Source organism: Maledivibacter sp. (genome assembly GCA_025210375.1).
Taxonomy (GTDB): Bacteria; Bacillota; Clostridia; order Peptostreptococcales; family Caminicellaceae; genus JAOASB01.
Genome location: JAOASB010000036.1, coordinates 1 through 14,302, shown reverse-complemented (window position 1 = coordinate 14,302; position 14,302 = coordinate 1). Strand labels below are relative to the sequence as shown.

The window sequence follows — 14,302 nt, the reverse complement described above, 5'->3', positions numbered from 1 at the left end:
GGAGGGGATATAGGTGGAAGAGAATAAACAAAATATTATACAAATAGATATTTCAGATGAAATGAAAAAATCCTATATAGACTATGCCATGAGTGTAATAGTAAGTAGAGCCCTTCCAGATGTAAGGGATGGACTCAAACCAGTTCATAGAAGAATATTGTATGCAATGGATGAATTAGGCTTAGCTCCAGAAAAGCCCTATAGAAAATCAGCCCGTATTGTTGGAGATACCATGGGTAAGTACCATCCCCACGGCGATAGCTCTATATATAATGCCATGGTAAGACTTGCTCAAGAGTTTTCTACAAGATATATGCTTGTAAATGGACATGGTAACTTTGGTTCCATTGATGGCGACGGTGCTGCGGCAATGAGATATACAGAGGCAAAGCTTACTAAGCTTTCCATGGAAATGCTCAAAGACATAGATAAGGACACCATAGATTATACGCCAAACTTTGATGAAACCCTAAAGGAGCCTACTGTACTTCCAAGTAAATATCCTAATTTGCTTGTTAATGGTTCAAGTGGTATAGCAGTAGGTATGGCCACATCTATTCCTCCCCATAATTTAGGTGAAGTTATAGATGCAGCCGTTAAAATGATTGATGACCCCGATGTAGATATGGAAGATATCATTAGTATTATAAAGGGCCCCGATTTCCCTACAGGAGCAATAATAATGGGGAAGGAAGCTATAAAGGATGCCTATAGAACTGGAAAAGGAAGAGTAACAGTAAGATCAGAGGTTGAGATTGAAGATATAGGTAAAGGTAAGAGTGCCATAATAGTTACAGAAATTCCTTATCAAGTAAATAAATCTAAGATGATTGAGGGAATTGCAAATTTAGTAAGAAACAAGAAAATCGAAGGTATAACCGATCTTAGGGATGAAAGTGATAGAACTGGTATAAGGGTTGTTATAGAACTTAAGAAGGATATTAATGCTAATGTAGTTTTAAATAAACTATATAAGCATTCACAGCTTCAAACAACATTTAGTATAAATATGATAGCCCTTGTAGATGGACAGCCAAAGGTGTTAAACCTTTATGAAATGTTAAGTTATTACTTAAAGCATCAAAAAGAGGTTATTACAAGAAGAACAAAATATGAACTTAATAAAGCCGAAGCTAGAGCCCATATTTTAGAAGGTTTAAAGATAGCACTTGATAATATAGATGCTATAATAAGCTTAATAAGAGCTTCTAAAAATGTGGCAGAGGCTAAGGAAGGCTTAATGAAGAACTTTGAACTTAGCGAAATTCAAGCTGGTGCAATACTTGATATGAGACTTCAAAAGCTTACAGGTCTTGAAAGAGACAAGATAGATGCAGAATATGAAGAGTTGATAATGACCATAACAAGGCTTAGAGAAATACTTGCTAATGAAAGACTTCTTATGAATATAATTAAAGATGAATTGGTAGAAATAAGAGAAAAATATAGTGATGAAAGAAGAACTAAGATAACTACTAATGAAGAAGAGATAGATATAGAGGACCTTATAGATGAAGAAGATGTAGTTATTACCTTAACTCGTCTAGGATATATTAAGAGGGTACCCGCCACAACATATTCAAGTCAAAGAAGGGGTGGCAAGGGAATATCAGGTCTTTCAACAAGGGAAGAAGATTTTGTTGAAAATTTATTTGTTACTTCTACCCACAATTATATATTATTCTTCACAAATCATGGAAAAATGCATAGATTAAAAGCCTATGAAATTCCCGATGCCAAGAGACAGGCTAAGGGTACAAACATAGTTAATCTATTGTATTTAGAACCCAATGAAAAGATAACAGCAGTTATTCCAATAAAGGAATTTACAGAAGACGGTTATCTTGTTATGTCTACCAAGAATGGTATGATAAAGAAAAGTGAATTATCACAATTTGATACTTCAAGAAAAGCTGGATTAATTGCCATAAGTTTAAAGGGTGAAGATGAGCTTATAAGTGTTAAATTAACCGATGGAAAAAAAGAATTAATACTAATAACCGTAAAAGCCATGTCCATTAGATTTAGTGAAAATGATGTAAGAAATATGGGAAGAACTGCAATGGGAGTTAAGGCCATAAACCTCAATGAGGATGATTATGTAGTAGAGATGGGACTAGTAGATGAAGGTACTGACCTATTAGTTGTAAGTGAAAATGGTTATGGTAAAAGAACTTCTTTAGATGAATATAGGATACAAACAAGAGGCGGTAAAGGTATAAAAACATATAGCATGAGTAAGAAAACGGGTAAGCTAGTAGGAGCAAAAATAGTTAATAATAATGATGAAATAATGATTATAAATACTTCAGGTACTGTAATAAGACTGGAAGTAAATGGAATATCTAGATTTGGTAGAAGTACCAGGGGAGTAAAACTAATGAGAATCGGAGAAGATGATAGTGTAGCCTCTATAGCAAAACTATCGGAACATATCGAAGAAGAATAGTAATTCAAAAGTGATTTTTCCCAGAAAAAACTCAAGGTACAGTGAAGTGACCTTGAGTTTTAGGCTGCCTAAAAACCCGAATTTCTTCGTTGTTGCTTCAACCAAGAACCCTTACGTATGTCTGTATACGCTACGGCCTCTCGGTTTCAGCACGCCTCGAACTTCGAATTATTAGGCAGCCTGCCATCTTGTTGACTTTGTCAACAATCTGAAACTCAAGGTACAGTGAAGTACCTTGAGTTTTTTTTTATTGTATATTAATTTTATATGTAAAAAGTAGATACGAATATATATATGGAATTGTTAAAAATGTATAGATCGTAAGGTCTATAAAAGCAAAGAAACAATATGTCTTAACGAGGTGCTTTCTATATTTGCTATTTGATATAAATATTTTTAGACAATAAAGTGAGATCAAAGTTAATATTACCAATAATAAATATAGGATTAAAGGATTTTTGAGAAATACTGGTAAAAAATTATGAACATCATAATTCTTTAAAACTAATTTATTAGTATAAAGTATTTTTAAAACTGAATGAAGGGTAAAAATAATAATAAAAATATTTTTTGAGTAGTTTTCAACCCATCTAAGCTTTATTACAGAAATTAAAAATATAAATAATATGGTTGGAACAAAGATATTCATTACGGATATCAAAGAGATAAAAAGGCTAGGTATTAAACTCGTGATAGTAGCCATAAAAATATCAAGGGTTTCACTAAGCTTTATTTTTTTTGAAGCTGTAATTATATCATCACTGCTACTTGATAATAAAATATTTTTAGATTTTCCCTTTATATCTGTCCATACCAAATATTTATCATTATCTAGATTAAAGAAATATGGATTTAAGGAAATTGAATTTGTTTTAGTCAATAGCTTTGAATCTATTACAGTATTGGTTTCATTGATCGTGAACTTGACAATATTAACGGTTTCAGTATCTTTTCCCTTTGTTATATTCACCGATGCCACAAAGGTTAATTCATCCTTAATGTTCTTTAGTATCCTTGGATATGGATTCACTGCATTTATTTTTATCATATTTTTAGAGAAATTCGAAACCTCATTATTTTTAAACTTAAAGTTATATAAATTATTACTTCCTGTTCTAGTTTCTGTTATAGATGCTAATATATTTATTTCATCATTTATGATTGCAATGTCAACACGTTCTAAGGATTGTTTAACTGAGTTTGCAAGGCTTGTAATCCTTTGTCTAGTTAAATTTTTCTTGTTTAGGTCGTAGCTTAGGTAATTTAAAAAGTTTTGTCCAGTGGTTGTCTTCTCATATAAAGCTATATGATATAAAGGAGCATTTTCATCTTTAATGGTTTCAAATCTATCAACATTAATATTCTCTATTTGCTTTGTATGGTTTGTTTTGTCTATAAGATTTAAAGAATTATTAGTAGAATAAATGATCAAATCATCATGGACTATGAAGTCTTTAACTGAATGAGTAATGGTTGTATTTGATAGGATTTGATTTGTATTGAGGTCAAAGTCGTATTTTTTCAACTCAATATCTTCTAATACATATAATGACATAACCCCATCATTTAATAATCCTCTGATTTTTTTTACGCTACCAACATCAATATCTAATTTAGTACTTGAAATAATTGTTCCTTTACTGTCTATTAAGGAATATTTAATTGCACTATCTTGATACCAAAAAGTGATAAAAGAATTTTTATTTTGAATTGGTATTACAAATATATTATGATTAGACATTAGATCATTTATATTCTTGGATTTCAATTGAGCTATTGATACATCTCTACTCCATGCCTTTGAAGGTAATTCTAGCTCAGTTTTGAAAACTGTACCAAAATATACTAAATAAAGAATTATAATAGTAAACAAAAATATGAACTTCCAGTTTTTTAAAAGCTTAACCATTCTTATCCTCCTTTTATATTTCAAAACAATTCAGAAAATTAGTGTGATTAAATTATACAGGAAATACATATATAGTTCCAAGTAAATTTTAATTTATACATACTTAAATATCCCATGTTTCTGGAGAGTTTTGATATGTAGAAACTAAAATTTTGACTGAAATATCTATATATAGGAAAGATAGGGAAAAAATAAATTTTATAATAAATTTAATTAATTTGGATTAAAGTTCAACATATTTTGATAAAACTTGATTTTATGATATTATTATCCTAAAGCAAAAACAAAGTATAATTTAGGAAATTGAATAGCTCTTACTTGGCTAAGCCTAATATGGGAATATCATCCTTGATTTAATTCCTTAAGATATAAGCATATTTGATGGTATAGATTTGAGGCTTTTAAAAATATATTAAATGTAAAAATTATTTATCTAATAATGTTTATAGAATATAAAATTGGGTAAAAATAAAATAGTTTTTGTGAGGAGGTTTTTTTTGTGTCATTAAATATTAATAAGGTTTTTGATAGTGAAAAAAATCTATGGGAAATTAATTTGATAGGTGAAGTAGACATTTCTACAGCTAATAACTTAAAGGAGACTCTAATTAAGCTATTACAGGAAAAAGAAGCGGATATGAGACTGAATTGTGAAGAATTACAATACATTGATAGTACTGGCCTAGGAGTTTTAATAGGTATATTGAAAAGATTAAAAAGTATTGAAAAAAATATTATTATCATTAACCCAAGGCCCAATATATCTAAGCTTTTAACAATTACAGGTTTAGATAAAATATTTGTCATTGAGTAATGTTTAGATATACAAGTTAAATTAATATATACAGATTAACAAAAAAATACACAAAAGACCCTATTTTCATTACAGATTTTATTATGGATTAAAGATTGATATCTATAGTTAGGAAGGTGAAATATTTCTATGAGTGCTAAATGTGCAAATAAGAGTGAAGTTTTTAAAAAGGAAAATATATGCATATCAGTACCTAGTAAGCCAGAATATGTTAGTATTGTTAGGATGACCTCATCGGTTATAGCAAACAAAATGGGCTTCGATATAGAGGATATAGAGGATATAAAGGTTGCAGTAGGTGAAGCTTGTAATAATGCGGTTATACATGGATATAATGATAATAATTTCAAAGTAGAATTTACTATTAGCGGGAATCAGTTTATAATAGATATAAAGGATGAGGGAAAGGGTTTTGATGTAGAAAGATGCCCTAAACCCGATATTTGTAATCCAAAGGAGAGTGGTCTTGGGATATTTATTATTAAATCTTTAATGGATAATGTGAAAGTAGAATCATCACCGGAAAAAGGTACTATTATAAGAATGATAAAGTTTTTGAATGAAGAAGAGGAAGCTTATAATTAAGGGGTCGATGATATATGACAAGTGCTATGAATAATGCCCAAGAGTATAAGGTGGAATCCTTGGAAAAACTAGATAATAAAGAGTTGTTTGCTATATATAGAGATACAAAGGATATAAATATCAGAAATGAACTTATAAATAGATATCTTTACATTGCTGAAATACTATCTAAGAAATATGTAAATAGGGGAATTGATTATGAAGATATTTATCAGGTTGCATCAATTGGGTTGATTTACGCTATTGAAAGATTTGATCTAGATAGAGGCTTTGAATTTTCAAGCTTTGCAACACCAACTATTATTGGAGAGATAAAAAAGCATTTCCGGGATAAAGGCTGGACCATAAGAGTTCCCAGAAGAATTCAAGAATTGTCAAAGAAGGTTAATGACGTTAAGGTTAAGCTTCAGCAAAGTTTACAAAGAGTGCCTAAGGTAAAGGACATAGCTGAATATTTAGCTGTTACAGAGGAAGCCGTACTAGAAGCTATGGAGGCTAGCTATGTTTATACTCCCAAGTCCCTTGATGTAAGCTATGATAATAGTGGTGATGATAAAGAAGTTCAACTTAAAGATATTATAGGTATGGATGATAAGAGTTTTGCATCCCTTGAAAATAGAGATTTTTTACAAAAATGTATGGAAAATTTCAATGAAGTTGAGAAAAAAATAGTTAATGGAAGATTCTTTAACAACAAAACTCAGGTTGAAGTGGCGGCTAATCTAGGGGTTTCTCAGATGACTGTTTCTAGGATGGAAAAAAAGCTTATTAAGAAATTTAGAAATGAACTACAAAAACTAAATGAACTATAAAAAACTTCCATTGATAAATCATATGGAAGTTTTTTATAGTTCATTTTTAAAAATATACGAAACCCATTCTTTTCTTTACATCATGTAAGATCTTGTTAGACACTTCATTTGCTCTATCTGCACCTTTTTTAAGCACCTTTTCTAATTCACCGGATTCAAGAATATCTTTATATCTTGTCTGAATAGGTTCTAAATAAGATACTATAACTTCAACTAAATCTTTTTTGAAGGCACCATAACCAAGTCCCTTATATTTATTTTCAATTTCATCTAAAGATAATTTACTTAAGATATTATAGATAGTCATTAGATTACTGACACCGGGTTTATTTTCTATATCATACCTTACTTCACTGTCGCTATCTGTAACTGCTTTCATAATACTTTTTTTAATTTTTGAAGGAGAATCAAGAAGGTTTATTTTACTATGTTTATTATCATTACTTTTACTCATTTTTTTTGTTGGATCATCTAGGGACATTATTCTTGCTCCAAATTTTGCAATTAAAGGTTCTGGTACTATAAAGGTTTCTCCATATTTTTTATTAAATCTTATAGCAATATCTCTACATAATTCAAGATGCTGTTTTTGATCGTTGCCTACAGGTACGCAATTTGTATCATAAAGCAAGATATCAGCAGCCATAAGAACAGGATAAGTATATAAACCAGTAGTTACTGTTTCTTTTCCTTGGCTTTTTTCCTTATACTGTGTCATTCTATTTAATTCCCCTACATATGTATTACATTGTAAAAGCCATGCAAGCTCAGAATGAGCAGGAACTTGGGATTGAAGAAATAAAGTAACCTTATTTGGGTCTAAACCAACGGCCATATAAAGTGCTGCTAGTTGTAATGAGTTTTCAAATAATTCTTTAGGATCTTGAGGTACTGTAACTGAGTGTAGATCTACTATACAAAAGAAACAGTCCATATCGTTTTGCAACTCAACAAATCTTTTAATAGCACCTATATAATTTCCTATATGGATTTGAGATGTTGGTTGGACACCAGAAAAAACTCTTTTCATAGGTACACCTCCATTAGAAAACATAAATTATAATAATATTTACTGTTTATATTATATTAAATAACAATAATATACAAGTCTTATTATCTCTAGAGCAAATTGCATAATTACCTTCTGCAAAAACTATCTACTATATATAGTTAAAAAACCTTAAGAACTATACCATCAAATATGCTTATATCTTAAGCAATTAAATATAGGATGATATTCGTATATGCAATTCTGCCAAGTAAGAGTTATGCAATTTCCTCTCTATACTACACTTTATTATAAGGCAGATCTAGAAAATAATCAAAATCACTTTGTAATCTGACTTGTTCAGTTTTTCATATTCGAAAAATATAGTAAAATTTGACTTTTTTTAAAAGCATATATAGCTTATAGATTCTATATATCCATTGTAATTTGAAGCTTTCAAAGGGATTAAGGTGGAAAAAATATTCTAAAATGTTTGATATATAAATACATTTGTATATGTAATAAAAACATTTTTGTTGACAAAATTATTATATATAATTAAAATTATTATTAAATAAAATTAACAGGTGAGTAAATTGCATAAGCAATTCTGCCAAGTAGGAGTTATGGAATTTTGTAAGGTATTCGAAGTATCCAATCTTTAAACTTCTATGCCAAAGTCTTGTTCTATTTTTAGAATAATATTTAAAAAATTTTAAATGAGAGGGAGTTTTAAAATGAAAAAATTATCATTGTTTTTAGTTCTTGTAATATTAGTTTCAGCATTCACAGTTGGATGTGTTCAAAAAGCAGACACGGTTTCAGATGGAACAAAGACTGATGAGGCGGATGTAATCAAAATTGGTGTATTTGAACCATTAACAGGTGCCAATGCGGCAGGAGGGGCATTAGAAAAGGAAGGTATTGAATTAGCAAATGAACTATTTCCAGAGGTTTTAGGAAAAAAAGTTAAATTAGTATTTGTTGATAATAAGTCGGACAAGGTTGAAGCTGCCAATGCTGCAACAAAATTGATAGACCAAGAAAAAGTATCATTAATAATTGGTAGTTGGGGAAGTGGTTTTTCGATTTCAGCCGGTGAAGTTATAAAGAAATCGGATAGAAAAGTAGCTGCTATAGGAACATCTTGTACCAATCCATTGGTTACTAAAGGAAATGATCATTACTTTAGGGTATGTTTCATAGATCCTTTCCAAGGAAATGTTATGGCAAACTATGCATACAATCAGGTTGGCGCTAAAAAAGTTGCTTTCATCATAGAGAAGACTAATGATTATGCCGTTGGATTAGCTAAGTTTTTTGAAGATACATTTAAGGAGTTGACGGGTGATGAAAATGCAGTAGTTTATGAAGCTTTCTATAATACAGGAGATCAAGACTTTACTGCTCAATTAACAAGCATTAAGGAATCAGGAGCTGATGTTATATTTGCACCGGGAAACTTTACTGAATCGGCACTTGTTACAAAGCAAGCCAAAGAGCTAGGACTTGAGCTTCCAATATTAGGTGGGGATACATGGGAAACACCAGAATTTATAGAAATAGCTGGTGAGGCCGCAGAAGGAGTTGTATTCTCAACCTTCTTTGATGCAAATGCAAAACTTACTGATAATACAACAAAATTCCTAGAAGCATATAAAGCAAAATACGATAAAGAACCTGCGGCAGTTACAGCACTAGCATTTGATGCATATTTATTGGCCTTGGATGCAATTGAGAAATCTAATAGTACAGACCCTTCAGCTATAAGGGAGGCTCTTGCAGAAACTAAAGATTTCCCAGGTGCCGCTGGGGTTGTTACACTAGATGAAAATGGTGATGCCATTAAATCAGCAGTTATTAAGACCGTTAAGGATGGTAAATTTACTTACCTTACAACTGTTGATCCAATGAAAAAATAAATAGTATAGCAGAAATCTTTAAATATATAGATTTGGTAATGTAAGCTTTAACGATAATCAATGTAGACTTCCATTTGGGAAGTCTACATTGCTATTGTTAAATTAAGAGGAGAAAAAAGCTTCTTAAGAGGTTTGTTCTAAATTCTCTATAAAACAGTAAATCTTATACAAAATAAGATATGGGGGAAAAAAAATGAGTTTTAGTACTTTTTTACAGCATTTAGTCAACGGGATTTCCCTTGGCAGTTTATACGCACTTTTAGCCATAGGTTATACAATGGTATATGGTATCTTGAGATTAATTAACTTTGCCCATGGTGATGTTTTTATGCTAGGAACATATATAGCCTTCTATGCAATGACATCATTTATGCTTCCTTGGTGGGCATCATTCCTTATAGCAATTATTTTAACATGTATATTTGGTATTGTTTTAGAAAGGTCGGCCTATAGACCCCTTAGAAATTCTCCTAGAATATCTGTAATGATATCGGCTATAGGTGCATCCTTTCTTATAGAGAATCTTGCCATAGTTATATTTGGAGGAAGACCAAAGGCTTTTCCTATAGCACCTATTTTTTCAAAAATACTAAAATTTGGTGAGATTTCTATTGTTAGCGTATCACTTATAATACCTGTTATGACTGCAATAGCATTATATGTATTAGTATATATAGTAAATCATACAAAGGTGGGTATGGCTATGAGGGCTGTTTCAAAGGATTATGAAGCAGCAAGACTTATGGGAATAGATGTCAACTCCATAATAGCATTTACCTTTGGAACAGGGTCAGCACTTGCGGCAATAGGAGGTATTATGTGGGGAATGAAATACCCCCAGCTCATACCCTTAATGGGGCTTATGCCAGGACTTAAATGCTTTATAGCTGCAGTTATTGGAGGTATAGGTAATATACGTGGGGCCGTTATAGGAGGATTTATTTTAGGACTAGGTGAAATTATGATAGTTGCTTTTTCATCGGCATTATCAGGATATAGAGATGCCTTTGCATTTGTCCTTTTAATAATAATACTGCTAGTTAAACCTTCAGGTTTAATGGGACAAAATACAGTGGAGAAGGTTTAGAATATGAAAAAGAAAAATATTTTGACACTAATTTCAATAATAGCATTTATAGTACTATTATTTGTGTTTAATGTAATACTTGGATCATATGAAATGAGAATTTTTAATATGTGTGGTATTTATGTAATATTGGCATTAAGCCTTAATCTAATAAATGGTTTTGTCGGATTGTTTTCTTTAGGCCATGCGGGATTCATGGCAGTAGGGGCCTATACCTGTGCATTACTTACTATGTCCGGCGAAACAAAGGAATTAAATTTCTTTTTAGAGCCTATTGTTCCCTGGCTCCAAAATGTTCCATTCCCATTAAATCAGTTTCCAGTTGCTTTAATAGTTTCTGGTATTATGGCGGCTATAGCTGGAGCTTTAATTGGGGCTCCTATACTTAGACTTAAAGATGATTACTTAGCCATAGCAACACTTGGCTTCGGTGAAATAATAAGGGTTGTATTTACAAATACACAAAGTATAACAAATGGCCCCCTTGGCATAAAAGGGCTACCGAATATAGGAATAACCGGTGAGTCATGGGAGGCTGTAATATGGACTTGGGGGATTGCATTATTCACTATTATATTTATGGTTCTTCTTATAAATAGTAGCTATGGAAAGGCTTTTAAAGCAATAAGAGAAGATGAAATAGCAGCTAAAGCTATGGGAATAAATCTTTTCAAGCATAAAATGATTGCATTTATTATAGGCTCATTTTTTGCAGGTGTTGGAGGAGCCTTATTAGGACATTTAATAGGTACCATAGATCCAATGATGTTTAGATTTCTATTAACCTTTAATATAGTTCTTATCGTTGTACTTGGAGGTATTGGAAGTATCACAGGCAGTGTAATTTCTGCTATAGTGGTTACCATATCTATGGAAGTATTAAGGGTACTTGATGCAGACATACAAATAGGTGGGTATATTATAAAAGGTATACCAGGAATGCGTATGGTTGTATTTTCGGCACTTCTTATGCTGGTTATACTTTTCTACCAAAGAGGTCTTATGGGAACCAATGAATTTAGCTGGGATCTAATACTAAATAAAAAGAAGAAGGCTAAATTATAAAAAAAGCTATAACTATTAAATCACCTTAATCAAAAGGAAGTGAAAACGTGACTGTTTTAAAGACAGATAAAATAACTATGCGATTTGGAGGAATTACAGCTGTTTCTGAGTTTAATATGAACATAGATAAAAATGAAATCATTGGACTTATAGGTCCTAATGGAGCAGGAAAGACTACATGCTTTAACATGATAACAGGGGTATATACTCCAACAGAAGGTAGAATATATTTTAAAAGTAAGGATATTACGGGTATTAAAACCCATGAAATAACGAAGTTAGGCATTGCTAGAACCTTTCAAAACATTAGGCTTTTTAAGGAACTTTCAGTACTAGACAATGTATTGATTGCAAATCATATGAGACTTGATTCAAATTTATTTTCCGCAATAATAAAGACCCCAGACTATAGAAAAAAGGAAAGAAAAATAAAAGAAAAATCTATTGCATTATTAGAGGCAGTAGGACTTGATAATCTCATGGATGAGGTATCTTCATCACTGCCATATGGAAAACAAAGGCGACTTGAAATAGCAAGGGCACTTGCTACAGATCCTAAGCTTCTTATACTAGATGAACCAGCAGCAGGAATGAATCCCCAGGAATCTATGGAACTCATGGAGTTTATTAGAGAAATCAGAGACAGATTTGATCTTACAATATTGATGATTGAACATCATATGCAGGTTGTTATGGGCGTATGTGAGAGAATTTATGTACTAGATCATGGAATGATGATAGCAGAGGGAACACCTACTGAGATACAAAATAATCCAAAGGTTATAGAAGCCTATTTAGGGGTGGAATAATGTTAAAAATTAAAGATTTGAATGTACATTATGGAGGAATACATGCTTTAAAAGGAATAAATATTGATGTTTCTGAAAATAAAATAGTTACTTTAATAGGTGCTAATGGTGCAGGAAAAAGCACAACCCTTAGAAGTATTATTGGACTTGTCAAAAGTTCCAGTGGAAGCATACTATATGGGGGGAATGAGATTACAAATAAGAAAACTAAAGATATGGTTTCAAATGGATTAGTTATGGTACCGGAGGGTAGAAGGATTTTCCCAAACCTTACAGTTGAAGAAAATTTAATCCTCGGCGCATATATCAGAAAAAATAAGGACGAAATAAAAAAGGATATGAATTGGGTCTATGAGCTTTTTCCAAGATTAAAGGAAAGAATATGGCAAAAAGCTGGAACTATGTCCGGTGGTGAGCAGCAGATGCTTGCAGTAGGAAGAGCCCTTATGACAAAACCTAAGCTACTGATGATGGATGAACCCTCCCTGGGGTTAGCACCACTTATAGTAAAGGAAATATTTGAAATAATAAAGGAAATCCATAAAAAAGGTGTTACCATATTATTAATAGAACAAAATGCAAAGGCAGCTTTAGAGGTCGCCCATTATGGATATGTATTGGAAACGGGTTCTATAGTTCTTCAAGGTAATGGAAAAGACCTTCTTAATAACAATGAGGTTCAAAAAGCATATTTAGGAGAATAAAAGTAATTAAAACAATTTAAATTAACCCATAAAACATAAATGTTTTATGGGTTCTTTATAAATATTTTTAATTTTATAAGGAAAATTGTATAATATAGAGAGTTAAGGTTGAATCTTAATTTATACATATGGAAATATCCTATGTTTCTGGGGAGCTTTGATGTGTATAAATTAAAGTTTTGACTGAAATCTTTATAATGAGAAGTACCTAAATTACTAAGAGGTGAACTAGATGCAAAAAGAAAAAGAATATCAACAAATTAAGAAATCTTGTTTAGATGAGAGTGAAGAAACAGCAGTTTTTGGAGAGGGTAACCTTAATGCTAATATAGTTCTAGTGGGAGAGGCTCCAGGTTCTAAAGAGGTGGAACTTAAAAGACCCTTTGTAGGTCAGGCAGGAAAAAATCTAGATGAATTTTTAAATACTGTAGAGCTAAATAGAGAAGATATATATATTACTAATGTTGTTAAAATAAGACCATACCGGATCAATAAAAAAACAAGCAGAAAAGTTAATAGACCTCCTAATAAAAAAGAAATAGAGAAATATTGTAAGTTTTTGATTGAAGAACTTAATATGATTGAACCAACATTGATAGTTACTTTAGGAAATGTACCTTTAAAGACTTTAACCCAAAATAAAGATATTAAAGTGAGCGAAGTTCATGGTCAAGTAATTAAAGTAGAAGAAAAAACTATTTTTTCTTTATATCACCCAGCTGCAGTTATATACAATAGAAAACTTAAGGAGGTTTATATACAGGATCTTTATAAACTTAAAGAGTATATTAAAAGTAATGCAATAAGTCTTTAGTATCCATAACAGATTTATAACTATATATAAAAAATACAAAAAATATTTGACAAACCATATTTAGTATGATAATATATTCCTTGTCGCTGAAAAAAAGCGAAAAGAACAAAAAACTAAATTTTAAAAACTAAATTTAAAAAAAGACTTGACAATATCAAGCCTGTGTGATAAGATTAAAAAGTCGGTGTTGACCGGCGAAAAAAATAAAACTTTGGACATTGAAAACTAAACAGTGTAAGGAATTAAACCTTAGTTTGATAATCAATTCAAACTATAAAGAAACGCCAGTTTTATTTTAAGAGTTTGATCCTGGCTCAGGATGAACGCTGGCGGCGTGCTTAACA

At 31.2% G+C, this 14,302-nt stretch carries 12 protein-coding genes; 10 read left to right on the top strand and 2 right to left on the bottom strand.

The window, feature by feature from the left end; translation table 11 throughout:
• The first annotated feature begins 13 nt into the window (after positions 1 to 13).
• Complete coding sequence (gene gyrA, locus N4A68_12715) at positions 14 to 2,449, top strand: DNA gyrase subunit A (protein ID MCT4565158.1); 2,436 nt, start codon at positions 14 to 16, stop codon at positions 2,447 to 2,449.
• A 247-nt stretch (positions 2,450 to 2,696) separates the two neighbouring features.
• Here the strand turns inward: gyrA and N4A68_12710 are convergent, their stop codons facing one another.
• Positions 2,697 to 4,358 (bottom strand): hypothetical protein, encoded by a 1,662-nt coding sequence (locus N4A68_12710; protein ID MCT4565157.1) that lies wholly within the window; start codon positions 4,356 to 4,358, stop codon positions 2,697 to 2,699.
• Between the two features lie 499 nt (positions 4,359 to 4,857).
• Here N4A68_12710 and N4A68_12705 point away from each other — a divergent pair, with 499 nt between their 5' ends.
• The 3 genes from N4A68_12705 (at position 4,858) to N4A68_12695 (ending at position 6,569) form a co-directional block, all read left to right on the top strand.
• Positions 4,858 to 5,172: an STAS domain-containing protein gene (locus tag N4A68_12705; GenBank protein MCT4565156.1), complete on the top strand. Its 315-nt coding sequence runs from the start codon at positions 4,858 to 4,860 to the stop codon at positions 5,170 to 5,172.
• A 129-nt stretch (positions 5,173 to 5,301) separates the two neighbouring features.
• Positions 5,302 to 5,757 (top strand): ATP-binding protein, encoded by a 456-nt coding sequence (locus tag N4A68_12700; GenBank protein ID MCT4565155.1) that lies wholly within the window; start codon positions 5,302 to 5,304, stop codon positions 5,755 to 5,757.
• Positions 5,758 to 5,771: 14 nt separating this feature from the next.
• Entirely contained in the window at positions 5,772 to 6,569 is a 798-nt protein-coding gene (locus N4A68_12695; GenBank protein MCT4565154.1) for a SigB/SigF/SigG family RNA polymerase sigma factor, read from the top strand.
• Between the two features lie 46 nt (positions 6,570 to 6,615).
• Here the strand turns inward: N4A68_12695 and trpS are convergent, their stop codons facing one another.
• Positions 6,616 to 7,599 carry a tryptophan--tRNA ligase gene (trpS, locus tag N4A68_12690; protein MCT4565153.1) on the bottom strand — a complete coding sequence of 328 codons (984 nt, stop codon included), beginning with the start codon at positions 7,597 to 7,599 and terminating at the stop codon, positions 6,616 to 6,618.
• 695 nt (positions 7,600 to 8,294) lie between these two features.
• Between trpS and N4A68_12685 the strand changes: the two genes are divergently transcribed.
• The 6 genes from N4A68_12685 to N4A68_12660 all read left to right on the top strand — a co-directional run bounded on the left by N4A68_12685 (position 8,295) and on the right by N4A68_12660 (position 13,958).
• A complete protein-coding gene (locus N4A68_12685) occupies positions 8,295 to 9,479 on the top strand; it encodes an ABC transporter substrate-binding protein (GenBank protein ID MCT4565152.1) in 1,185 nt (394 codons plus the stop codon).
• 193 nt (positions 9,480 to 9,672) lie between these two features.
• Positions 9,673 to 10,566, top strand: coding sequence for a branched-chain amino acid ABC transporter permease (locus tag N4A68_12680; protein ID MCT4565151.1), 894 nt, complete (start codon positions 9,673 to 9,675; stop codon positions 10,564 to 10,566).
• Between the two features lie 3 nt (positions 10,567 to 10,569).
• Positions 10,570 to 11,631 carry a branched-chain amino acid ABC transporter permease gene (locus N4A68_12675; protein ID MCT4565150.1) on the top strand — a complete coding sequence of 354 codons (1,062 nt, stop codon included), beginning with the start codon at positions 10,570 to 10,572 and terminating at the stop codon, positions 11,629 to 11,631.
• A 77-nt stretch (positions 11,632 to 11,708) separates the two neighbouring features.
• The gene (locus N4A68_12670; protein ID MCT4565149.1) at positions 11,709 to 12,440 is read left to right on the top strand and encodes an ABC transporter ATP-binding protein; all 732 of its coding nucleotides are present in this window, start codon (positions 11,709 to 11,711) and stop codon (positions 12,438 to 12,440) included.
• The gene (locus N4A68_12665; GenBank protein ID MCT4565148.1) at positions 12,440 to 13,144 is read left to right on the top strand and encodes an ABC transporter ATP-binding protein; all 705 of its coding nucleotides are present in this window, start codon (positions 12,440 to 12,442) and stop codon (positions 13,142 to 13,144) included. The genes N4A68_12670 and N4A68_12665 overlap by 1 nt, the downstream gene beginning before the upstream one ends.
• A 232-nt stretch (positions 13,145 to 13,376) precedes the next feature.
• On the top strand, positions 13,377 to 13,958 hold the full coding sequence (locus N4A68_12660) for a uracil-DNA glycosylase (protein ID MCT4565147.1): 582 nt from the start codon (positions 13,377 to 13,379) through the stop codon (positions 13,956 to 13,958).
• The last annotated feature ends 344 nt before the right edge of the window (positions 13,959 to 14,302 follow it).

Excerpts from the sequence above, each read along its gene's own strand:
- N4A68_12710 (MCT4565157.1), bottom strand. The coding sequence starts at position 4,358 with ATGGTTAAGCTTTTAAAAAACTGGAAGTTCATATTTTTGTTTACTATT.
- N4A68_12700 (MCT4565155.1), top strand. The coding sequence starts at position 5,302 with ATGAGTGCTAAATGTGCAAATAAGAGTGAAGTTTTTAAAAAGGAAAAT.
- N4A68_12695 (MCT4565154.1), top strand. The coding sequence starts at position 5,772 with ATGACAAGTGCTATGAATAATGCCCAAGAGTATAAGGTGGAATCCTTG.
- trpS (MCT4565153.1), bottom strand. The coding sequence starts at position 7,599 with ATGAAAAGAGTTTTTTCTGGTGTCCAACCAACATCTCAAATCCATATA.
- N4A68_12685 (MCT4565152.1), top strand. The coding sequence starts at position 8,295 with ATGAAAAAATTATCATTGTTTTTAGTTCTTGTAATATTAGTTTCAGCA.
- N4A68_12680 (MCT4565151.1), top strand. The coding sequence starts at position 9,673 with ATGAGTTTTAGTACTTTTTTACAGCATTTAGTCAACGGGATTTCCCTT.
- N4A68_12675 (MCT4565150.1), top strand. The coding sequence starts at position 10,570 with ATGAAAAAGAAAAATATTTTGACACTAATTTCAATAATAGCATTTATA.
- N4A68_12670 (MCT4565149.1), top strand. The coding sequence starts at position 11,709 with ATGCGATTTGGAGGAATTACAGCTGTTTCTGAGTTTAATATGAACATA.
- N4A68_12665 (MCT4565148.1), top strand. The coding sequence starts at position 12,440 with ATGTTAAAAATTAAAGATTTGAATGTACATTATGGAGGAATACATGCT.
- N4A68_12660 (MCT4565147.1), top strand. The coding sequence starts at position 13,377 with ATGCAAAAAGAAAAAGAATATCAACAAATTAAGAAATCTTGTTTAGAT.